General features: G+C 68.8%; 20 protein-coding genes and 1 pseudogene. 13 read left to right on the top strand and 8 right to left on the bottom strand.

What is annotated here, in order from left to right; all coding sequences use genetic code 11:
* The first annotated feature begins 28 nt into the window (after positions 1-28).
* The 7 genes from ABD156_RS35670 to ABD156_RS35700 all read left to right on the top strand — a co-directional run bounded on the left by ABD156_RS35670 (position 29) and on the right by ABD156_RS35700 (position 7,176).
* Positions 29-922, top strand: a complete 894-nt coding sequence (locus tag ABD156_RS35670) for an amino acid ABC transporter permease (protein WP_344284408.1) — start codon at positions 29-31, stop codon at positions 920-922.
* Positions 919-1,704 carry an amino acid ABC transporter ATP-binding protein gene (locus ABD156_RS35675; protein ID WP_377927101.1) on the top strand — a complete coding sequence of 262 codons (786 nt, stop codon included), beginning with the start codon at positions 919-921 and terminating at the stop codon, positions 1,702-1,704. The genes ABD156_RS35670 and ABD156_RS35675 overlap by 4 nt, the downstream gene beginning before the upstream one ends.
* 32 nt (positions 1,705-1,736) lie before the next feature.
* On the top strand, positions 1,737-2,903 hold the full coding sequence (locus ABD156_RS35680; protein ID WP_344284411.1) for an NAD(P)/FAD-dependent oxidoreductase: 1,167 nt from the start codon (positions 1,737-1,739) through the stop codon (positions 2,901-2,903).
* Between the two features lie 39 nt (positions 2,904-2,942).
* The gene (locus tag ABD156_RS35685) at positions 2,943-3,611 is read left to right on the top strand and encodes a GntR family transcriptional regulator (RefSeq protein ID WP_344284414.1); all 669 of its coding nucleotides are present in this window, start codon (positions 2,943-2,945) and stop codon (positions 3,609-3,611) included.
* 313 nt (positions 3,612-3,924) lie between these two features.
* The gene (locus ABD156_RS35690; RefSeq protein ID WP_344284417.1) at positions 3,925-4,515 is read left to right on the top strand and encodes a helix-turn-helix domain-containing protein; all 591 of its coding nucleotides are present in this window, start codon (positions 3,925-3,927) and stop codon (positions 4,513-4,515) included.
* Between the two features lie 64 nt (positions 4,516-4,579).
* Complete coding sequence (locus tag ABD156_RS35695) at positions 4,580-6,043, top strand: peptide MFS transporter (RefSeq protein WP_344284420.1); 1,464 nt, start codon at positions 4,580-4,582, stop codon at positions 6,041-6,043.
* Between the two features lie 35 nt (positions 6,044-6,078).
* Positions 6,079-7,176, top strand: a complete 1,098-nt coding sequence (locus ABD156_RS35700; RefSeq protein WP_344284423.1) for an NAD(P)/FAD-dependent oxidoreductase — start codon at positions 6,079-6,081, stop codon at positions 7,174-7,176.
* Positions 7,177-7,216: 40 nt separating this feature from the next.
* Here ABD156_RS35700 and ABD156_RS35705 read toward each other — a convergent pair whose 3' ends face one another.
* From ABD156_RS35705 to ABD156_RS35720, 5 genes and pseudogenes are all read right to left on the bottom strand, one after another.
* Positions 7,217-7,636 carry an SRPBCC family protein gene (locus ABD156_RS35705; protein WP_344284426.1) on the bottom strand — a complete coding sequence of 140 codons (420 nt, stop codon included), beginning with the start codon at positions 7,634-7,636 and terminating at the stop codon, positions 7,217-7,219.
* 15 nt (positions 7,637-7,651) lie between these two features.
* Complete coding sequence (locus ABD156_RS35710) at positions 7,652-8,482, bottom strand: aldo/keto reductase (protein WP_344284429.1); 831 nt, start codon at positions 8,480-8,482, stop codon at positions 7,652-7,654.
* Between the two features lie 58 nt (positions 8,483-8,540).
* Positions 8,541-8,642: pseudogene (locus ABD156_RS47905) on the bottom strand (hypothetical protein); the annotation flags it as partial.
* Positions 8,643-9,017: 375 nt separating this feature from the next.
* The gene (locus ABD156_RS35715; protein WP_344284431.1) at positions 9,018-10,076 is read right to left on the bottom strand and encodes a M20 family metallopeptidase; all 1,059 of its coding nucleotides are present in this window, start codon (positions 10,074-10,076) and stop codon (positions 9,018-9,020) included.
* Positions 10,073-11,062 carry a LacI family DNA-binding transcriptional regulator gene (locus ABD156_RS35720; protein ID WP_344284434.1) on the bottom strand — a complete coding sequence of 330 codons (990 nt, stop codon included), beginning with the start codon at positions 11,060-11,062 and terminating at the stop codon, positions 10,073-10,075. Before ABD156_RS35720 ends, ABD156_RS35715 begins: the two co-directional genes overlap by 4 nt.
* 113 nt (positions 11,063-11,175) lie before the next feature.
* Between ABD156_RS35720 and ABD156_RS35725 the strand changes: the two genes are divergently transcribed.
* From ABD156_RS35725 to ABD156_RS35740, 4 genes are read left to right on the top strand one after another with little or no spacing between them, the layout of a single operon-like run.
* Positions 11,176-11,928: a glutamine amidotransferase gene (locus ABD156_RS35725; protein WP_344284437.1), complete on the top strand. Its 753-nt coding sequence runs from the start codon at positions 11,176-11,178 to the stop codon at positions 11,926-11,928.
* 31 nt (positions 11,929-11,959) lie between these two features.
* On the top strand, positions 11,960-12,955 hold the full coding sequence (locus ABD156_RS35730; RefSeq protein ID WP_344284440.1) for a DMT family transporter: 996 nt from the start codon (positions 11,960-11,962) through the stop codon (positions 12,953-12,955).
* Complete coding sequence (locus ABD156_RS35735; protein WP_344284443.1) at positions 12,948-13,982, top strand: phosphotriesterase family protein; 1,035 nt, start codon at positions 12,948-12,950, stop codon at positions 13,980-13,982. The genes ABD156_RS35730 and ABD156_RS35735 overlap by 8 nt, the downstream gene beginning before the upstream one ends.
* Complete coding sequence (locus tag ABD156_RS35740; RefSeq protein ID WP_344284446.1) at positions 13,979-14,896, top strand: ribokinase; 918 nt, start codon at positions 13,979-13,981, stop codon at positions 14,894-14,896. Before ABD156_RS35735 ends, ABD156_RS35740 begins: the two co-directional genes overlap by 4 nt.
* A 39-nt stretch (positions 14,897-14,935) precedes the next feature.
* Here the strand turns inward: ABD156_RS35740 and ABD156_RS35745 are convergent, their stop codons facing one another.
* Positions 14,936-15,517 (bottom strand): hypothetical protein, encoded by a 582-nt coding sequence (locus ABD156_RS35745; protein WP_344284449.1) that lies wholly within the window; start codon positions 15,515-15,517, stop codon positions 14,936-14,938.
* Between the two features lie 175 nt (positions 15,518-15,692).
* Here ABD156_RS35745 and ABD156_RS35750 point away from each other — a divergent pair, with 175 nt between their 5' ends.
* Positions 15,693-16,667: an ArsR/SmtB family transcription factor gene (locus ABD156_RS35750; protein WP_344284452.1), complete on the top strand. Its 975-nt coding sequence runs from the start codon at positions 15,693-15,695 to the stop codon at positions 16,665-16,667.
* An 18-nt stretch (positions 16,668-16,685) separates the two neighbouring features.
* Here the strand turns inward: ABD156_RS35750 and ABD156_RS35755 are convergent, their stop codons facing one another.
* Positions 16,686-16,970 (bottom strand): hypothetical protein, encoded by a 285-nt coding sequence (locus ABD156_RS35755; protein ID WP_344284455.1) that lies wholly within the window; start codon positions 16,968-16,970, stop codon positions 16,686-16,688.
* A 122-nt stretch (positions 16,971-17,092) separates the two neighbouring features.
* Positions 17,093-18,985 carry a putative Ig domain-containing protein gene (locus tag ABD156_RS35760; RefSeq protein ID WP_344284458.1) on the bottom strand — a complete coding sequence of 631 codons (1,893 nt, stop codon included), beginning with the start codon at positions 18,983-18,985 and terminating at the stop codon, positions 17,093-17,095.
* Between the two features lie 168 nt (positions 18,986-19,153).
* Here ABD156_RS35760 and ABD156_RS35765 point away from each other — a divergent pair, with 168 nt between their 5' ends.
* Positions 19,154-20,164: a helix-turn-helix domain-containing protein gene (locus tag ABD156_RS35765; RefSeq protein ID WP_344284461.1), complete on the top strand. Its 1,011-nt coding sequence runs from the start codon at positions 19,154-19,156 to the stop codon at positions 20,162-20,164.
* Positions 20,165-20,175: the final 11 nt, after the last annotated feature.

The following is a 20,175-nucleotide window of genomic DNA, read 5'->3' on the forward strand; positions in this document are numbered from 1 at the left end:
TCGTCGACCCCGGAAGGGAAACGGGAACATGACAGCGATAAGTGCGCCACGGATCCAGGAAGAACCGGTAGTGCCGCTGCGCCGTCCCGGGCGCTGGGTCACCTACGCGGTCGCGGCGGTGCTGGCGGCGATGTTCGTCCACACCCTGCTCACCAACAAGAACTTCGGCTGGGACGTCGTCGGGAACTACCTCGGATCCGGCGAAATCCTTGCCGGGCTGGGGAAAACGATCGAGCTGACGGTGATCGCGATGGCGATCGGGATCGTGCTCGGCGTCGTGCTCGCGGTGCTGCGGCTGTCGGCGAATCCGGCGATGAAAGGCTTTGCCTCCCTTTACATCTGGTTCTTCCGCGGCACGCCGGTATTTGTCCAGTTGCTGTTCTGGGGCTATGCCTCGGCGCTGTACCCGCGGCTCGGGATCGGCATCCCGTTCGGGCCGCAGTTCGTGTCCGCGCCGACCAATGTCCTGATCACGCCGTTCATCGCGGCGATTCTGGGGCTGGGATTGAACGAGGGCGCCTACATGGCCGAGGTCGTCCGGGCGGGGATCCTGTCGGTCGATCGCGGCCAGACCGAGGCGGCGCAGGCGCTCGGCATGTCGCGGCTGCGCACCTTGCGCCGCGTCGTGCTGCCGCAGGCGATGCGGGTGATCATCCCGCCGACCGGCAACCAGGTGATCACCATGCTCAAAACGACGTCCCTGGTGAGCGTGCTGGCCTTCCCGGAATTGCTGTACTCGGCGCAGCTCGTCTATTCCACGAACTTCAAGACCATTCCGCTGTTGATCACCGCGTCGCTGTGGTATCTGCTGATGACGTCGGTGCTCAACGTCGGCCAGCATTTCCTGGAACGCCGGTTCAACCGCAGCGAGCGGGCCGTATCCCGGCGCGCGGCGGCCGAGATCCCTTCGGAGGGCCGATGACCGCCGTCGAGACGAGCCGCGAAGCACCGATGGTCGAGGCGGTGAACGTCTGCAAGAGTTTCGGTTCCGCCGCCGTGTTGAAGGGAATTGATCTGGAAGTGCGCCGCGGCGAGGTGATGACGCTGCTAGGGCCTTCGGGATCCGGGAAGTCCACCTTTCTCCGGCTGATCAATCATCTGGAAACGCTGAGCGCGGGCCGCCTGTACGTCGACGGGCAACTGGTCGGCTACAGCGAGCGCAACGGGCGGCTGCACGAACTGCCGCCTTCCGCGGTCCAGCGGCGGCGTGCCGAGATCGGCATGGTGTTCCAGCGGTTCAACCTTTTCGCGCACATGACCGCGTTGCAGAACGTCATGGAGGCTCCGGTCGGCGTCCGGCGGGAGAAACGGGAAGCCGTCCGGAAACGGGCGCTGGAATTGCTCGACCGGGTCGGGCTCGCCGACAAGGCCTCGTCGTATCCCAGCGCGCTCTCGGGCGGCCAGCAGCAACGGGTCGCGATCGCGCGAGCCCTTGCCATGCAACCGAAACTGATGCTGTTCGACGAACCGACGTCCGCGCTCGACCCGGAACTCGTCGGCGAGGTCCTCGACGTGATGAAGGACCTCGCCCGCTCGGGCATGACGATGGTCGTGGTCACTCACGAGATCGGCTTCGCGCGGGAGGTCGCCGACCACGCGGTGTTCATCGACGGCGGGGTCGTGGTCGAGAGCGGAAATCCGGCACAGATGCTGACGGATCCGCGACATCCGCGGACGAAAGCATTTCTCGGGAAAGTCCTGTGAATTCCTCCGCGCCTGGAAAGGGGCTGCGTTCCGTGCAGATCGTCGTCATCGGGGCCGGGGTGATCGGCCTGTCCGTCGCCACCGAGCTCGCCCGCCGCGGCGCCCGGGTCACCGTCGTGGACCAGCACGTGCCCGGCGCGGGCACGTCGTCGACCAGCTATGCCTGGGTCAACGCGAACAAGAAGGAACCCCAGGCCTACTACGACCTCAACCTCGCGGGGATGGAGGCGCACCGGCGTCTCGCCGAAGCCACCGGCGGCGGCTGGCTCAACACCGGCGGGCACCTCGAGGTCGCGACCGACCCGGCGCATGCGGCCGAGCTGGAACAGCGGACGGCGCGGTTGACCGGTCACGGGTACGCGGTCGAACAGGTCACCGCGGAACGTGCGCGGCAGCTTGTCCCGGACCTGCTGGTTCCGCTCGACGCCGGCCCGATCGTTTACTTCCCCAGCGAAGCGCATTGCTATCCGCAGCTCTACCTGGCTCATCTGCTCACGGCGGCCGAGGACCTTGGCGTGCAGGTGGTCAGCGGGGCGCAGGTGAAGGCGTTCGACTTCGACGCCGGACGGCCGGTGCTGCGCCTCGCCGACGGCACGGCGCTCGGCTGCGATCGGGTGGTCAGCTGTGTCGGGCGGTGGACCGGGGAGCTGCTGGCGCAGGCGGAGATTCCGCTGGCGATGGAGACGTTCACCCGTCCCGGGGATGCGACGGTCGGATACCTCGCGGTCACCAGTCCGGTGCCGGTGGCGTTGTCCGGATTGCTCACTACGTCGCGGCTCAACGTCCGTCCGGACGGCGCGGGACGGTTGCAGTTGCAGGCGCTCGACCTGGATCAGACCGCGGATCCCCGGGCTGTTCCTGCGACGGATTCGCCGCTTGCCGAGGAACTGCTCGACCGGCTCGCGGGCGTGCTGCGGCACAGCCGGGCCGCGACGGTGTCGGAGTTGCGGGTCGGGCAGCGGGCGCTTCCCTCGGACGGGCTGACTGTCGCCGGGCCGGTGCCTTCCCGCCCGTGGCTTTACGTGGTCGCTACGCACAGCGGGGTGACGCTCGCGCCGTTGCTGGGCGATTTGGTGGCCGCGGAGGTGTACGACGGCGTGGTTCAGGACCTGCTCGCGGAGTTTCGGCCGGATCGGCTGCTCGCGTCCGGGGTCCGGCACGCCCCCGCACAGCCGCCTCGCCGGCCGGGTGAGCAGTAGGATCGAATCTACGTTTGTTCGAGAAGGGAACCGGGGGGTATGGGCCGAATTCAGCGGGAGACAGTCGCCGAGAAGAGTGCGGCGATTTTGCGGGAGCGCATTCTCGGCGGGGAGCTGAGCCCGGGGACGCCGGTGACCGAGGACGCGGTCGCCGAGGATCTCGGGGCCTCGCGGGCGACGATCCGGCAGGCGCTCAATACCTTGCTGATGGACGGTTTGCTTACCCGGCATCCGGCTACTCGGGTGCTTCAGGTGACCACGTTGAGTCCTGAGGAAGTCCGGGACATCTATCGGGCTCGGCGGTTCCTGGAGCTCGGCGGGGTGGAGGCGGCCGCGCATGCTTCGGCGGAGCAGTTGGAGCGGGTCGCCGATGCGGTGCGGGAGTTGGAGAAGACTGTCCACTCGCACGATGTGACCGGGTTTGTGCAGGCTGATATTCGGTGTCATGTCGAGGTTGTGGAGCTGCTGGGGTCGCGGCATTTGACTGACGCGCATCGGCATTTGATGGAGAAGCTGCGGTTGGTGATCACGGCTACCGAGCAGCAGGAGGCGTTGGTTCGGGAGAACCTCAAGGAACGGTTGGCTGTGCATAAGGAGTTCGCCGAGTTGCTGGTGGCGGGGGAAGTGGGGAGGGCTCGGGCTAATTTGGCTGCTCGGCTTGAGGATGCGGAGGAGGTTGTTGCGGCGGAGGCTGCTGGTGGGGGGTGAGTGAGGGGGCGGCTCGTCGCCTGGCGGCGACATTGCCGTGGTGGTTGCGTGGGGCACCCCGAAGTTTGATTGTGCTGACGGTCTGGGGGTGCTTGTCAAGGCGGGAAAGATGCCTTGACAAGCACCCCCAGACCGCAGGGAGGCTTCGTATCGGGGTTGGGGGAGGGGCTGGGTGCCTCGATGGTTTGGTGCTTCGGTGCGGGATTTTCTTGGCTGGTAAGGGAAATTCTGTGATTGGCCCTCTTGTTTAGTATTGACTGGCTCTGTTTTGTCCTACTAAACTCGTGGCAGACGGAAGGAGGCTGGAGCTGTGGTGGAGAGTGATCCGGCCCTTCAGGTTGGGGCGGCGATCAAGCGGGTTCGGTCTTCGCGGGGCATGACGTTGCGCGAGCTGGCTGAGCGTTGCGGGCTTTCGCCTGGGTTTCTCTCGTTGGCTGAGCGTGGTGTCAATGCGATTTCGTTGACCTCGTTGTTCGCGATTGCTGGTGCTCTTGAGGTGGACGCGGTCGAGTTGCTCGGGGCGGCCGGGCAGCGGAGGCGGGCCGAGTATGCGGTCAGCCGGCGTGATGATGTGCGGGCTGCTCGGGTGGTGATGGGTGAGCGGGAGCATCGGGTGCTCACTGCCGAGCTGCCGGATCAGCGTCTTGAGGTGCTGGCCACCAAGATTCAGCCGACCAGTGATTCGTCGCCGGTTACTCAGCATGACGGCGAGGAATTCTGTTACGTGCTGAGCGGTGAGCTGACTTTCCTGCTGCCGGACGAGTCTGTCGTTCTCGCGGCGGGGGATTCGATTCACTTCAAATCCGCGACTCCGCACGCGGTGCACAACCAGGGCGACACGGTCGCCGAGGTGTTGTGGACTGTCGACCGCCCGTTGTTGCGGCGGCCGGGCGCTTCCTGCTGATCAGCTTCTTCTTTCGTCGTTCCCAGCGCCATTTTATCGAAAGGCGGCTATGAACGAGCAGACAATGACGTCCGCACGTGATCGACGGTTTTTCGGGCATCCTCGCGGGTTGGCGACATTATTCTTCGTGGAGATGTGGGAGCGGTTCTCCTATTACGGGATGTCCGCGATTCTCCTTTACTACTTGTACGATCGGACTTCCGAGGGCGGGCTCGGGCTCGACAGGGCGACCTCCTCGGCGCTGGTGTCGATTTACGGTGCGCTGGTGTTCATGTCGGGCGTCGGCGGCGGGTGGCTGGCCGACCGGGTGCTCGGCATGCGGCGTGCGGTGCAGGTCGGCGGGGCGCTGATCATGTGCGGGCATCTGGCGCTCGCGGTTCCGGGCGGGTTGCCCGCGCTGTTGGTGTCGATGGTGCTGATCGTTGCCGGCACCGGGTTGCTGAAGCCCAATGTGTCCAGTTTGGTCGGTGAGCTCTATTCGATGAAGGACAACCGGCGCGACGCGGGGTTTTCCGTATTCTACATGGGAATCAACCTCGGGGCGTTCCTCGCGCCGTACCTCGTGGGGACGTTGGGGCAGAAGGTCGGCTATCACCTCGGGTTCGGGCTCGCCGCGGTGGGGATGGCGGCCGGGTTGCTGGTGTTCGCTCGCGGGCGGCGGCAACTGGGCGACGCCGGGGAGGCGCCGACGAATCCGCTTCGGGACGGCGAGCGGCGGCGGGTCGCGGTTCGGGCCGGGATCGGGATTGTCGCGCTGGCGGTGCTCGTCGGGGTGCTCGGGATCGCGGGGGCGCTGACCGTTCGCACGTTGATCAACTCGGTGACGGTGCTGGCGGTGGTGTTGCCGGCGGCGTACCTGGCGATGATGCTGCGCAGCCCGCGGACGGACGCGGTCGAGCGGTCTCGGCTGATCGCGTATATTCCGCTGTTCCTCGGCGCGGTGTGTTATTGGGTGGTGAACGAGCAGACCAGTTCGGTGCTGGCGCAATTCGCGGACAAGCGGACGGATTTGGAGATTCTCGGGTTTTCGGTGCCGTCCTCGTGGTTCCAGTCGCTCAACCCGATCGCGACGCTCGTGCTGGCTCCGACATTCGCCTGGCTGTGGATCAAGCTGGGGGACCGGCAGCCCGCGACGCCGCGGAAGTTCGCGCTCGGGTTGTTGCTGGGCGGCGCGTCTTTTGTGCTGATGGCTGGGCCGGGGTTGTTGCACGGGGTCGAGGCGCCGGCGAGTCCGTGGTGGCTGGTCGCGAGTTACTTTGTGGTGATCTGCGGGTCGATGTGCTTGTCGCCGGTAGGGCTTTCCGCGACGACGAAGCTTGCGCCGCGGGCGTTTCTTGCCCAGATGATGAGTTTGTGGTTCCTGGCGTCCGCGGCGGCGAGCGGGATCAATGCGCAACTGGTGCAGTTGTACAGCGCGGACACGGAGATCGGCTATTTCGCCGGCGTCGGCGCTTCGGTGATGGCGGCGGGTGTCGTCTTGCTGCTGCTCGCGCCGTGGGTGCAGCGGCGGATGAGCGGTGTGCGGTGAGCGGAAGACAAACAGCAGCGAAGGAGCGGGGCGAAATGCGTGTGGTCGTGGTCGGCGGCGGGATTGTCGGTGCGGCAGCCGGGTATGAACTGGTCCGGGCCGGAGTGGACACGGTGCTGGTCGACGGTGCGGCCAGTGGCCGGGCGACGTCGGCGGGGGCGGGCATCATCTGTCCGTGGTCGTCCGCTGTGGACGATCCGGACTGGTACCGGATGGCGGCCGGCGGGGCGGAGCACTACGAGGGATTGCGGGCGGCGCTGGCCGAGGACGGGGAGACGGAGCTCGGCTACCGGCGGGTCGGTTCGCTGCGGCTGGTCTCCGAAGACGAAGCGGCGCAAGCGTTTCAGCGGGTGGCGGATCGGGCGAGGGAAGCGCCGCTGGCCGGGGACGTCGAGTTGATCGACGCACGCCAGGCTCAGGAACTGTTCCCGCCGCTCGCGCACGACGGTCCGGCGATCCACATCCCAGGCGCGGCCCGGCTGGACGGGCGGCTGGTCCGCGACGCGATGCGGCGGGCCGCGGTGCGGCGCGGGGCGCGGATCGTGGAAGGCACGGCGTCGATCGTCGCGGACGGAGCGGTTCGCGGGGTGCTGGTCGGCGAGGAGTTCATCGGCGCGGACGCGGTGATCGCGGCGGCGGGGGCGTGGTCGCCCGCGTTGCTGGGCCCGCTCGGGGTCGAGGTCCGGGTCGAGCCGCAGCGCGGGCAGATCGTCCATCTTCGGTTGCCGGGGACGGAAACCTCGCGGTGGCCGGTGGTGCTGCCCCAGTCGCGGCACTACCTGCTCGCCTTCGACGATTCGAGGATCGTGGTCGGCGCGACGCGGGAGGACGGGGCCGGCTTCGACAACCGGGTCACGGCGGCCGGGTTGGCGGAGGTGCTGGGCGAGGCGCTGGCGGTGGCGCCGGGGCTGGCGGACGCGACGTATGTGGAGACCCGGGTCGGCTTCCGGCCCGCCGGACCGGATATCCGGCCGCTGCTCGGTGCGGTGCCGCAGGTGAAGGGGCTGGTGGTGGCCAACGGGCTCGGCGCGTCGGGGCTGACGATGGGGCCGTACGCGGGTTCGATCGCGGCTCGGGTGGCGCGGGAAGCCGACCCGGGGATCGACCTGAAGGCTTACGACCCGTTGCGGTGACAGGGATGCGCGCCGACCGGGAAGCCCAGTCGGCGCGTCGTCAGGCTGCGAGCGTCTGGTACAGCGCGTCGAGGCCGTTGCGATAGATGCCGGTGAACAGCTCGGCCGCTTCCTCCTCGGTGACGCCGTCGGGGATGAAGCTGCCGGACCACTGCACCTCGGCAGCGTTGTCCTGGCCGGGGATGGCGTGGACGCGCAGCGTCGAGAGGTAGCCGGTGACCGGGAACGGCGCTTCGAGGATGGCGTAGGTGTAATGGCGTTCGGTGTCGCTGAATCCCACCAGACGCTCGACGATGGTTTCGCCCTCCGGGTTGGTGAGCCGCCGGGTGCGGCCGCCGTCGAGCGCGGTGCTCTCCGGGATGTAGGGGAGCCACTCGGGCAGGGAGGCGAATCCGCCGATGAGGTCCCAGACCTGCTGCGGCGAGGCGGGCACGGTGCGGCTGACTGAGGTGGATGCCATGGTGGTGCTCCGGTTTCAGGCGTGGTCGGGAAGCGGTGCGGCGGGGTGGACGAGACCGGCGGCGCGCAGGTCGTGCCAGAACTCGGCCGGGACGTTTTCGGCCAGCGCGGCGGTGTCCTCGGCGATGCGGCTGGGCCGGGTGGCCCCGGGAATCGCGGCGGCGGCGACCGGATGTGCGAGCGAGAACTGCAGCGCGGCGGCCTTGATGCTGATGCCGTGCCGCGCGACAAGTGCCTTGAGCCGCTCGACGCGCTCGAGGATTTCCGGCGGAGCCTGCTGGTACTCGAAGTGAGTGCCGCCGGCGAGGACACCGGAGCTGTACGGTCCGCCGATCACCATGCTGACGTTGTGCTCCCGCGCCATCGGCAGCAGCCGCTGGAGGGCGTGCTCGTGGTCGAGGAGCGTGTAGCGCCCGGCGAGCAGGAAACCGTCCGGGCGGGGCTCGTCGAGGTCGAGGGTCAGCTCGATCGGCTCGGTCTTGTTGACGCCGAGCCCCCACGCCTTGATGACGCCCTCGTCGCGCAGCCGCGACAGCACGCGGAACGCTCCGGTGCGGGCCTCCTCGAACTTCCGCAGCCAGAGGTCGCCGTGGAAGTCCTTGGCGATGTCGTGCACCCAGACGATGTCGAGCCGGTCGGTGCCGAGCCGTTTCAGACTGTCCTCAATGGAGCGTTCGGTCGCGTCGGCGGTCCACTCGTGGAGGAGCTTGTTGGGGTTGCCGTGCTCGAACAGGCCGCCCTTCTCGCCCAGTTCGTCCGCGGCGTCCTGGTGCTCGTGCTCGTCGAGAACGACGCGCCCCACCTTGGTCGACAGGACATAGGAATCGCGCGGCTTGCCCGCCAGCACCGGCCGCGTAGAACGGCGCGGTGTCGAAGTAGCGGATGCCCTGCTCCCAGGCGGCCTCGACGGTCGCGAGGGCCTCGTCCTCGGGAATGGCGCGGAACATGTTCCCGAGAGGAGCGGTCCCGAACCCGAGCCGGCCGGGGAGAATGTGGGTGAGCGACATGGGTTTTCTTCTCTCTCGCGTACTGCTTGACGTGTTCGCGACTGGGTTGTCTCAGCCGGTTACATGCGTTGACAATAGTTGCACGCGCTTGGTATGGAAAAGAGAAGTGTGCCGGGTCACCGGTGCGGGTGGAACGGAGTGGTCCCTCGCCTGGTCAGCGGAGGTCTTCGGCGGCGGCGCGCAGGGCTGGGTGATCGATGCGTTCGAGGATGCCGGTCACGGGGAGTCTGGTGGCGCTTGCGGCGAGCGGTCGGCTGCTCCTGAGCGAGGCTGTCGCGGCCGCGCAATCCGGTGTTGGGATGCGCGGAATCCCCGCCTCGTCTCCGTGCGGCGCGGTCCGGTAAGTGAGTCCACATAGGACTTTCGCGGGGTTGTTCAGCGCGCGGCGGACAACACCAGCTCGCGGTAGTTGCGCAACGCCTGCCGCCACGACTCCAGTTCCAGCTTCTCGTTCGCCGCGTGCATCTGCCGGGGATCTCCCGGACCCCAGATCACGATCGGCGCACTGCCCACCGACCCGGCCAAGGCCGAAGCGTCCGTGAAATACGTGGCGGCAGGGGCGGCGGCTTGATCGGCGAGCGCGTCCGGCAACCGTGCGGTCCGAACCGCGGGCAGGTCGAGATCCACCTCGGCACTGATCGCCGGATCGAGCGCGGAGGCCCAAGCGATCACCGGCGCGCCACCGTCCACAGTGCGCACGTCCAGCGTCAGAACAGCCGACGCGGGAACGATATTCGTCGCGGTCCCGCCCTCGAACGTGCCGACGTTGACGGTTTCCTCGCCCAGATAGTCCTCTGTGGACAACGGGAGGGAATCGAGCGCGCCAAGAGCCCGGTCGGCGAGCAGCTGGATCGCGTTGCGTCCGAGCTGGGGCGTGGACCCGTGCGCGGCCTTGCCCGTCGCGGCGAGACGCAGCCACGTGGCTCCTCGATGACCGAGCGAGACGCGGTTCTGCGTCGCCTCCGGGACCACGACGATCCGCGGCGTGAGATCCAGCGAAGCCGAAGCCTCCGCCGCACCCCGGCAGCCGATCTCTTCGTCGCTGGTGATGAGGACTTGCGCGTCGGCACCGGCTTCCGCGGCGTTGCGCAACGCGGCCAAGGCGGCGACCAGCCCGCCTTTCATGTCGACGCTGCCACGGCCGTGCAGGAACTCCTCGTCGACGTCCGCGGAGAACGGGGCGCGCTCCCACCGGTCGGGAGAGCCGACTGGGACGGTGTCGATGTGGCACACGAACAGCGCCCCGTCGCCCGAACCGGTGCCGAGCAGCACCCACGGCCGACCTGCGGCGGAGCGCTGCAGCACGCGTACGCCCGTGGTCGCGGTGGCGTAGGAGACGGCCAGCTCCTGCGCGGCTGCCTGCGCGGCGCTGTCCCCGGAAGTTGTGTCCTGGCGCAGCAGGTCGCGCAACAGTGCGAGGGCGTCGTCGGTCATGCGGAGTACTCCCGGGTCGATTCGCGGACGACGAGCTGCATGGAGAGCACGTGGTCCGCGGGGCTGGTGCCGGCCGCGAGGCGGGTGATCTCGTCGACCGCCTTGCGCGCCATCTGCTCGGTCGGCTGCGCGACCGTGGTCAGCCGCGGCGACGTCCATTCGCCGAGGGTGATTCCGTCGCAGCCGATCACCGACAGGTCTCCCGGCACCGAGACCCCCGCGCGGCGGGCGGCTTCGAGCAGGCCGACCGCGGCGATGTCGCTGGCGGTGAACACGGCGGTCGGCGAGGCGCCGGCCCGGGCCATGTGCGCGAAGAAGTTCATGCCGAAAGCCGAGCTGAAGGCGCCGCGCACGATCATCGATTCGTCGGCCTCGATCCCGTGCGCCTTCAGGGCCGCCCGGTATCCGGCCTCGCGCTGGTCGGCCGTCCGCAGCCCGGCCGGGCCGCCGACGTGGGCGATGAGCCGGTGGCCCTGGGAGATCAGGTGGGTGGTCGCCTGGTAGGCGCCGCCGAAGCTGTTCGCGGTGACGTGCGCGATCCGCGGCCCGGCGGCCTCGACGTACTCGTCGAGGAAGACCACCGGGAAGTCGCCGGCCAGCCGGTTCGCGAAGGCCTCGTTGGTGGTGTTCATCCCCAGATAGATCAGTCCGCCCACGTCCGGCACCCGCATGAGGCGTTCGACGCTCGCGCGCTCCCGCGACGGCGACGACCCGGTGAGCGCGGTGAACACGTCGATGCCGTCCGCCGCCGCGGCGTCGGCCACCGCGTCCGCCAGCGTGGAGAAATACGGGTTGTCCAGCGACGGGACGACCAGGCCGAGGCTGAGCCCGGTCACCTGTTTCTGCACGGGCGGATGCCCTTCGGCGGACAGCGCGGCGTCGATGCGCCGGGCCGTCTCGGAGGCGACATGGAGCTCCCCCCGGACATACCTCGACACCGTCGACACGGCCACTCCGGCCTCTCGGGCCACCTTCGCCAGCGACATCCGGCTCCTCCCCGTTCGAGCGTTGACGGCGACTGCGACCGCATCCTATATTGGCGTTGTTGCGCTACGTTGCGCAACACGCGCTAAGCACTTTCGCCCCGAAGGAGTCGTCGATGGTCAAGGTCCTGCTAGCCGGGGAGTCGTGGGTCAGTGCGACGATCGACCACAAGGGATACGACCCGTTCGCGCACACGCAGGTGGAGATCGGGTGCGAGCGGCTGCTGGCGGCGCTGGCGGCGGAAGGGGTCGAGGTGACTCACCTGCGCTCGCACGACGTGGCCGAGAAGTTCCCGCAGACGCTGGCGGAACTCGAGGCCTACGACGTCGTCCTGCTCTCCGACGTCGGCTCCAACACCCTGCTGCTGCACCCGGACACGTTCACCCGCGGCCGTCCGGCTCCCAACCGGCTCAAGCTCTTGCGGGAGTGGGTCCAGGGCGGCGGCGGCCTGATGATGGCCGGCGGCTACCTGAGCTTCCAGGGCTTCGAGGGCAAGGCCAACTACCACCGGACGCCGATCGAGGAGATCCTCCCGGTCGACATCGACCCGTTCGACGACCGCGTCGAGACTCCGGAGGGCGTCCGCGCGCAGGTCGTGCGGTCCGGCCACCCCGTGGTCGCCGGTCTCGACCAGGAGTGGCCGATCCTGCTGGGCTACCAGCACACCACGCTGAAGCCGGACGCCGAACTGCTCGCCACCGTCGAGGGCGACGTCATGCTGGCCGCCCGCCAGGTCGGGCAGGGCCGCACCCTCGCCTTCACCTCGGACATCTCCCCGCACTGGGCTCCGGAGGAGTTCATGAGCTGGAACGGCTACGGCAAGCTCTTCGCGCAGGCGCTGACCTGGCTTGCCGGACGCGAAATCTGAGCCGCGCGCACTCGGGATCAAGGAGGATTCGATGAGTACGTCACCCACCCGCCGCGCGACCTCGGCCGTCGTGCTGACGATCGCGACCGTCTTCGCCGGAATGCTCGGCCCGTTGCAGTCGCTGGTCAACGGACATCTCGGCACCGCGCTCGGCGACGGGCACGCCGCCGCGCTGGTGTCCTTCGGCACCGGTCTCGTGCTGATGCTGATCATCGTGCTGGCGCGCGCCCGGACGCGTGCCGCGTTCTTCCGGCTGCCGGGTCAGCTGGTGCGCGGCGAGATCCCGCGGTGGAACTTCTTCGCAGGCCTGTGCGGTGCGGTGATCGTGCTCTCCGAAGGCGTCACGGTCGGCTTCCTCGGGGTGGCGATCTTCCAGACCTCGCTGATCTCCGGCATGGTCATCTCCGGCGTGGTGTGCGACCGGCTCGGCATCGGCGTCCCGTTCAAGCAGGCGATGAGCGCGCCGCGCGTCGCCGGGGCGATCCTGGCCATCTGCGCCACGGTGCTGGTCGTTTCCCCGAACTGGTCGGCCCCGCACATGATCGCGCTGGCGATCATGCCGTTCGTCGGCGGTCTGCTCGCCGGCTGGCAGCCCGCGGGCAACTCGGAGATCGGCCTGCTGTCCGGCTCGATGTTCATCTCCATCACCTGGAACTTCCTCATCGGCTTCGTGGCGCTCGGCCTCGTGTACGTGGTGCGGATGGCGACCGCGGGCGCGCACTTCGCCTTGCCGGGCACGTGGTGGATGTACTTCGGCGGACCGCTCGGCCTCCTGTCGATCGCGCTGATGGCCTTGCTGGTGCGCGGTTTGGGGCTCCTGCTGCTGGGCCTGGCGTCCACCGCGGGCCAGCTCATCGGGTCGCTGCTGCTCGAAATCGTGGCTCCCGCGGCGGGTTCCAGCCTGCATCTGGTCACCGTCCTCGGTGCCGGCGTGGCACTGGCGGCCGCGGCGATCGCGATGATCCCGTCCCGGCACACCGCCGAACCGGCAGTGCTTGCCCAGCCAGCCGAGGTGCATCGTGGCTGAGGTGCGCGGCGTCCTCGGTGCGGTCGACGCCGCGGACCTCGGGCTGGTGCTGCCGCACGAGCACCTCTTCAACGACCTGTCGTCCGCGGTCGCCGAGCCCTCGTACGCCTCCACGCGGCGGCTGGTCGAGGCGGAAGTGGGGCCAGGCTGGCAGTTCCTGCTCCGCCAGGATCCCTACTGCTGCGCTGACAACGTGGCGGCGAAGGATCACGCGAGCGTCGTGCGCGAGGTGACCGCGTTCGCCGCGGCCGGCGGCGGCACGGTTGTCGACGCCACCGGCAGCGCCGCGATCGGCCGGAATCCGCGAGCGCTGGCGGCGGTGGCGGAGGCGACCGGGGTCAACGTCATCATGGGCACCGGTGCGTACCTGGAGAAGTTCGAGGGCGAGCGCATCACCGCGGTCACCGTCGAAGCGCAGACCGCGCGCATTCTCGCGGAGTTGGACGAGGGCGTCGGCGAAACGGGAATCCGGGCCGGGGTCATCGGCGAGGTCGGCGTCTCTCCGCTTTTCACCGACGGAGAGCGGGCTTCCTTGCGTGCCGCGGCCCTCGCGCAGGCGGAGCGGCCGGGCGTCGGGCTCAACATCCACATGCCGGGCTGGCAACGCCGCGGGCCCGAGGTGCTCGACCTGGTACTGGAGGAATGCGGTGCGGTGCCGGCGAAAGTGGCGCTGGCACACAGCGATCCGTCCGGCGACGATCCGGGCTACCAGCGCGAGCTTCTCGAACGCGGCGTGCTGCTGGAGTTCGACATGATCGGCCTCGACATTTCGTTCCCCGGCGAAGGCGTCGCCCCGACGGTCGCCCAGACCGCTCGCGCGGTGGCGCGGTGGGTGCACGAGGGCTTCGGGGAGCAGATCATGGTGTCGCACGACCTGTTCCTGAAGCAGATGTGGACGCACAACGGCGGGAACGGGCTCGTGTTCGTGCCGACGATCTTCGCCGATCTGCTCGAAGCCGAGGGCGTGGCGGCCGACGCGGTGGCCCGGCTGATGCGGGACGTCCCGGCTCGATGGCTGGCCGCATGAGCCCAGCGGTAGCGGTCGTCGCGTCGCTCAACGTCGACCACATCGTCCAGGCCCCGCGCATCCCGGAGCCGGGAGAGACCCTGATGGGCTTCTCGACGAGCCGGGAGCTGGGCGGAAAAGGCGGCAACCAAGCGGTCGCCGCCGCCCGGCTCGGCGCGGAAGTCGCGGTGATCGGGTGTGTCGGCCAGGACGAGGACGGCGACGAATACCGGCAAGCCCTGCTCGCGGAGGGCGTGGACGTCGCGCACCTGCGCAGGTCCGCGCTGCCGACCGGGCGGGCGGCGATCACCGTCGACGCGGAGGGCGTCAACTCGATCGTCGTCGTGGCCGGGGCGAACGCCGACATTCCGGCTGCGGCGGCCGAAGCGGCGATCGGCGAATTGCCGGGGCTTCGGGTTGTCGTGGGCCAGTTGGAGGCGGCGGTCGACGCGACGGAACGCGCGTTCGCGGCTGCTCGTCAGCGTGGCGTGCTGACGGTGCTCAACACCGCGCCCGTTGACGACCTAGCCGGGAAGCTGCTGCCGCTCAGCGATGTGGTGGTGGCGAACGAAATCGAGTTCCGGCAGCTCACCGGCCAGGACCCGGCCGGCGGGCTGCGGCACGGCAGTGCCGAACTGTTCGCTGCGGGATGCCGGTGGGTGATCGTGACGCTCGGGGCCGAGGGATGCGCGGTCCTCGACGCGTCGTCGTCCGCGCACATCCCCGCGGTTGCCGTACGCGCCGTGGACACCACTGCTGCCGGAGATTCGTTCGTCGGCGCGCTGGCCGCGCGGCTCGCGGAAATCCCCGGCGAGCCGACGACCGCGGACGTGGTGGCAGCTTGTGGTTTCGCGGCCAAAGTAGCCGCCGTCGTCGTGACGCGGCACGGAGCGCATCCTTCCCTGCCGACCTTGGCCGAGGTCCTCGACGCGTGACCCGGCGGCGGCATCCTCGCCGGATGCCGCCGCCGTCAGTCAGCAGTCGTTCGAGATGTACCACACGGGATGCCAGTTCCCGTGCGGCTGGGCGTAGTACGCCTTCGGCGAGGTGGACAGGTAGGTGTATCCCTTGCCCCAGAACGAGGTCGTGTAGTGGTGCGTCTGGTTGTTCATCCAGGACCCGCCGCTGTTGAAGCCGTTCGGGATTTCGTAGAAATCGCCGCAGGCCGCGTGCGTGAATCCCTTTCCTTCGTAGTTCGCTTCCTTCCAGCCGCAGAACGCGCCGTAGGAACAGAGTTCGTACGGAGTGCGCGGGTCGTTGCCGTTCGACCCGTCGCCGAACGCGTGCGCGTACTTATCGCCGGGCAAAGGATAAGTGATGACTGAATTGTCGCCCGTAACGATTTGATTAGGCGCGACCTGTCTGCCGTGCAGCGTCGCCAGGTCCCGGTCGATCTCGCCTTGCAACGCAGCGGTCTGCTGGGCCGTGAACCCCGCGGCCCGCAGTTGCGCGGCAAAGCCCGCCGACGTGCTGGCGGGAGACGCGTCCGCCTGCGTTGCCGCGGCGGCAAGCGAAACCAATGCCGCCCCGAGCATCGCGCCGATTTTTACTCGCATGGAAACCCCTCTTCCGCTGGATTTGTCCAGGAGGCCGCGAACGGCGTATTCCGATAGGCCGAATGCGATGCTGCCGCCCGGTGATTTCCCGGCCCCCTGCCGGAAAACCAATATTTGCGCACCCGGACGCGCGGACGCGATGGTTTAAGCTAGAACTCAAAACAAGGGGGTTTCCGTGCTTCGGCTGCGCTGCACGACCGAGGATCTTCTGCACGTGTCGATCGCCGAACATCCGGCGCCGCTCGGCGAGCTGACCCTCGCGATGCAGATGCTGCAGCGCCGCGACCCGGATCCCGCGTTCGTCCCGTGGCGCGAGCAGATCGCGCGCCAGCTGCCGGCCGAGGGCAGGCGGCTGCTGCAACTCGTCTCGCCCTCCGGCGCGGGCCCGATGTTCCTCGACCCGCCCAGCCGCACCGTGGAAGAGGGGCTGGACCGAGTGCTGTCCACCCCGCGCGCCGAGGTGCGAGCCGAACTGAAGCGGGTATGCGCGATCGACCGGCCGCTGACCTCCTGGACGAAGCGCCTCGCCGAGCAGGACCGCGAGGCGTGGAAAATGCTGGACCAGGCCCTCCGCACCGGCTACCGGAGCGTCCTCGCCGAACGCTGGCACAGCCTGCGGGCAGGCTTCGACGCCGAAACAGCGTGGCGAGCGAAAATCCTTGCGCGCCAAGGCATCAGTGCGCTGTTCGCCAGCCTCCGCCCGACGCTCCGCTGGAACGGCCTGACCCTGGAAGCGGATTTCCCCCGCCACCTCGACCTGACCCTGCATGGCCACGGCCTAGTTCTGCGGCCCACCCTGCTGTGGTCGGGATACCCGCTGGTGGCCTACTACGCCGACCGGCCAACCACGCTGATCTATCCCGCTCTCACCCCGCTGCCCCTGCTCGCTCCGGCCAGGGCACCAGACCCGCTGTGCGCCCTGCTCGGCACCACCCGCGCGGGGGCGCTGCGGTCCTTGATCACCGGGCGCACGACGACCGGTCTGGCGCGCGAGCTGTCCGTGTCGGTCGCGGCGGCGTCTTTGCACGCCAAGACTTTGCGGGAGGCGGGCCTGATTGTGTCGCGCCGGGAGGGCAAGGCGGTGTGCCACGAGTGCACTCCGCTCGGGCTCGATCTGCTTGCCGCGGAGCCGCCGCGTACTGGCGGGTGATGTTCTAGGCCGCGCGGATCAGCTGACTGGGGAGGTCCAGGCTGCGAATTCGTCCACTAGCCGCGTCAGGTCGGCCCGCGAGCTGATTTCCCTGTGCTCGTCGCTGTTCGTGTCGTCAAGGATGTTCGCCCGCATCAGCTGCGCTTCGCCGCTCTCCCAGACGATCAATTGACTGAGGAGATGCCGGTGATCGATGGAGATCGACACGGCCCGCCTAGGAGGGCGCACATCCACAGCGACGGTCATCCCGCGATTTTCGAGCACCTCGCGGCGAGCGGAGGTCCACGCGACAGCCTCCTCCATGATCGAAAACGAATCCGTCATGCCGGTCCAGTCCGATCGTCGAGGGGCCTGCCCAACCTTAGCCTCGCGCAGCCGGAAAAGGCCGCCCCGCGTACGGGACGGCCTCTCCTCGTGGTTCAGCTTCAGCTGACGGTCAGCGACGTGTCGTCGAGGCAGAACGACGTCTGCAGGCTCGAGTCCTCGGTGCCGGTGAAGGTCAGCGTCACCGTCTGGCCGGCGTAGGCCGACATGTCAACGGTGTGCAGCTGGTATCCGGTCGCCTGGTTCAGGTTCGAGTACGAGGCCAGCGTGGTCGAACCGGCCTTGACGGTCAGCTTGTCGTAGGCCGTCGAGGTGGTCGTCTCGGCGGTGTCGACGTGCAGGTAGTAGCTGAGCGTGGCGTGGCAGCCGGAGGGGATGCTCACCGACTGCGAGACCGTGTCGGTGTGCGCGCTGCCGTAGCCGTCGAGGTAGGCGAGGTACGTGCCGCTGTGCGGGGGTTCGCCGTTCGACGACGTGCTGATCACGCCGCTGGACGCGGTCCACGGGCTGGTGCCGCTCTCGAAGCCGGGGTTGCCCAGCTTCTGCCCGGAGCAGGTGCCGCCGCCGGTCGGGGCGATCGTCCAGCTGAACGTGGTGGAGCCGGTCGCGCCGGAGGAGTCCTTGGCGGTCGCGGTCACCGAGTACGTGCCCGCGGTGGTCGGCGTGCCGGAGATCAGGCCGCCCGAGCTGATCGACAGCCCGGTGGGCAGGCCGCTGGCGGTCCAGGTGTAACCGCCGCTGCCGCCGGACGCGGACAGCTGCAGGCTCGCCGCGGTGCCGACGACGCCGTTCTGGCTGCCCGGGTTGGCCGCGGTGACGCCGCCGCTCGGGGCGCCCGCGCTGAACGCCGCGGTGCCGTTGGGGGTGCCGAGACCGGTCGGGCCGTCCCAGCCGGGGCCGGCGTTGCACTGCACCGAGGCGGAGCAGCTGCCGTTGCTGCCGGAGGTCACGTCGTTGAGGTTGCCGGTGTGCGAGTACGGGTAGGCGGCGGGGGTGTCGGACGCGCCGGGCGTGCCGGCGAGGGCGTAGACGGACGCGATGATCGGGGCGGACGCGCTGGTGCCGCCGTAGACGGCCCAGCCGCTGCCGCCGTAGGTCTGGTACACCGCGACGCCGGTCTGCGGGTCGGCCACGGCCGAGACGTCAGCGGCGGCGCGCTTGCCGCAGCTGGTCGTGACGTTCTGGAACGACGGCTTGGCCACGTAGCCCGAGCAACCGCTTCCCGCGCCGCTCCAAGCGGTTTCGCCCCAGCCGCGTGCGCTGCTGTTGCGGCTCAGCGAGGTGCCGCCGACCGCGGTCACGTACTGCGACGAGGCCGGGTAGCTGATGCCGTAGCCGCTGTCGCCGGTGCTCGCGGTGATCGCGACGCCGGGGTGGTGGAAGTAGCTGGAGTCGGAGGAGGGTTCGGTGCCGTCTTCGCCGCCGCCGTAGCTGTTGGACACGTACTTCGCGCCCATCGACACGGCGGTGTTCACCGCGGTGCCGAGATCGGCCATGCTCGGCTGATTCGCTTCGACGAGCAGAATGTGGCAATTCGGGCAGATCGCCGAAACCATGTCGACGTCGAGCGAGATTTCGCCCGCCCAGCCGGAATCCGCGGCCGGAAGAGGACTGGTTTGCCCGTTTTCGTTCACCTTTTTGAAGCAGCCGTTCGCGGTGGTGCACGCCGGGAGCCCGTAGGTGGAGCGATAGCTCGCGAGGTCCGATTCAGCATTCGGGTCGTCGTTGGAGTCGACGATCGCCACGGTGGCCGACGCGCTGCCCGCGGCGGTGAGGTTGTAGGCGGAACGCAGGTCCGAAGGACCGAACCCGCCGGGCAGCGCGCCCGGCGTGAGGAACGCGCGCATGGTGTCGGTCTGGCGTTCGGCGAAACAGGTGACCATGCCGGGCTTCGCCTTCTCGGCGCAGACCCGGGCGGTCGGATGCGCCGCGGCGGGCGAGGCCACGGCCGGCAGGGCCGGGGCGGTCAAGGCCAAGGCCGCGAAACCGGCCATGGCAAGGATTCTTCGGGCTGAACGGGACACGATCCCTCCCAGGGAATTTCCTGCGAACGGCGTCGGGCCATTCGGTGCCCCGTTGTCTACAGTTCGTTCAGCCCTGGCGGTGACGCGCTGGTGCCAGTGGCGCAATGGTGTCGGCCAGCCCGATGGAGGTGCCTCCGAATGGTTCCCGAAGCAATCGGCCATCTCCTGACTCTCGGGCTGAAAGCGGACGAAGCAGAAATCTATCTGGACCTACTTTCGTCGGGACCGGTTCCGCCTGATCGGCTAGCGCGCGACACCGGCCGCGACCCCGGCGAGGTGCGCCGCGTCCTGGCGGTACTGGCCGGAATCGGACTGGCCGGCCCGGTCGACGGCCCCGGTTCGCCGATGTCCGCCCTGCGCCCGGAACCGGTGCTGGAGGTGCTGACCAGGCAACGCGAAGCCGAACTGGCCGGCGCGAGAGCGGCGATGACCCGGCTGTACGAGCAATACCGAAGACACTCGGTCCGCGACGACGCCAACCCGATGATCGAGGTAGTCAGCGGAACCACGGCGGCCGAACGGGTGCAGCAGCTGGAGCGATCGGCGCGCACGGAGGTCCGCGGACTGGACTCCCCGCCGTACTACGCCGACGCGGACGCCAACGAGATCGAGTTGGAGAACCTGGCCCGCGGCATCCGCTACCGCGCCGTCTACGGCAGGCTCGCGCTGGAGCGGCCGGAGTACGTCGCGGAGAACATCCGGCCCTGCGGCAAAAGCGGCGAGGAGGCGCGGGTCCTGCCCGAGGTCCCGGTGAAGCTCCTGATCGTCGACGACTGCGCCGCCCTGTCCGGCGCGGACCGCACGGTGTTGCTGATCCGCTCGTGCGGCCTGTTCGACGCGCTGGCCGGCTTGTTCGACATGTGCTGGCAGGTCGCACTGCCGCTGGGCCTCGCCGACGACACCTCCGGCCCCGCGATCCGACCCAGCGAACGACGGCTCCTCGCACTGCTCGCCGCCGGGCTCACGGACGACCAGGTGGCCCGAGTGCTCGGCGTGAGCAGGCGGACGATGTTCCGGTACCTGGAGAACCTGATGGCCAGGACGGGGGCGGCGAACCGGTTTCAGCTGGCGTTGCATGCGACGCGGAATGATTGGCTTTCGGTGGACAGCCAGCCCGGCGTCTCGCCGGTCCGGTCGGTTCCGCTGTGAGGCTCCGCTGG

Origin of the sequence: Amycolatopsis albidoflavus, assembly GCF_039525725.1 — a bacterium.
In the GTDB taxonomy this organism is placed as follows: Bacteria; Actinomycetota; Actinomycetes; order Mycobacteriales; family Pseudonocardiaceae; genus Amycolatopsis; species Amycolatopsis albidoflava.

Excerpts from the sequence above, each read along its gene's own strand:
- ABD156_RS35670 (WP_344284408.1), top strand. The coding sequence starts at position 29 with ATGACAGCGATAAGTGCGCCACGGATCCAGGAAGAACCGGTAGTGCCG.
- ABD156_RS35675 (WP_377927101.1), top strand. The coding sequence starts at position 919 with ATGACCGCCGTCGAGACGAGCCGCGAAGCACCGATGGTCGAGGCGGTG.
- ABD156_RS35685 (WP_344284414.1), top strand. The coding sequence starts at position 2,943 with ATGGGCCGAATTCAGCGGGAGACAGTCGCCGAGAAGAGTGCGGCGATT.
- ABD156_RS35695 (WP_344284420.1), top strand. The coding sequence starts at position 4,580 with ATGACGTCCGCACGTGATCGACGGTTTTTCGGGCATCCTCGCGGGTTG.
- ABD156_RS35700 (WP_344284423.1), top strand. The coding sequence starts at position 6,079 with ATGCGTGTGGTCGTGGTCGGCGGCGGGATTGTCGGTGCGGCAGCCGGG.
- ABD156_RS35705 (WP_344284426.1), bottom strand. The coding sequence starts at position 7,636 with ATGGCATCCACCTCAGTCAGCCGCACCGTGCCCGCCTCGCCGCAGCAG.
- ABD156_RS35715 (WP_344284431.1), bottom strand. The coding sequence starts at position 10,076 with ATGACCGACGACGCCCTCGCACTGTTGCGCGACCTGCTGCGCCAGGAC.
- ABD156_RS35720 (WP_344284434.1), bottom strand. The coding sequence starts at position 11,062 with ATGTCGCTGGCGAAGGTGGCCCGAGAGGCCGGAGTGGCCGTGTCGACG.
- ABD156_RS35725 (WP_344284437.1), top strand. The coding sequence starts at position 11,176 with ATGGTCAAGGTCCTGCTAGCCGGGGAGTCGTGGGTCAGTGCGACGATC.
- ABD156_RS35730 (WP_344284440.1), top strand. The coding sequence starts at position 11,960 with ATGAGTACGTCACCCACCCGCCGCGCGACCTCGGCCGTCGTGCTGACG.
- ABD156_RS35740 (WP_344284446.1), top strand. The coding sequence starts at position 13,979 with ATGAGCCCAGCGGTAGCGGTCGTCGCGTCGCTCAACGTCGACCACATC.
- ABD156_RS35745 (WP_344284449.1), bottom strand. The coding sequence starts at position 15,517 with ATGCGAGTAAAAATCGGCGCGATGCTCGGGGCGGCATTGGTTTCGCTT.
- ABD156_RS35755 (WP_344284455.1), bottom strand. The coding sequence starts at position 16,970 with ATGGAGGAGGCTGTCGCGTGGACCTCCGCTCGCCGCGAGGTGCTCGAA.
- ABD156_RS35760 (WP_344284458.1), bottom strand. The coding sequence starts at position 18,985 with ATGGCCGGTTTCGCGGCCTTGGCCTTGACCGCCCCGGCCCTGCCGGCC.
- ABD156_RS35765 (WP_344284461.1), top strand. The coding sequence starts at position 19,154 with ATGGTTCCCGAAGCAATCGGCCATCTCCTGACTCTCGGGCTGAAAGCG.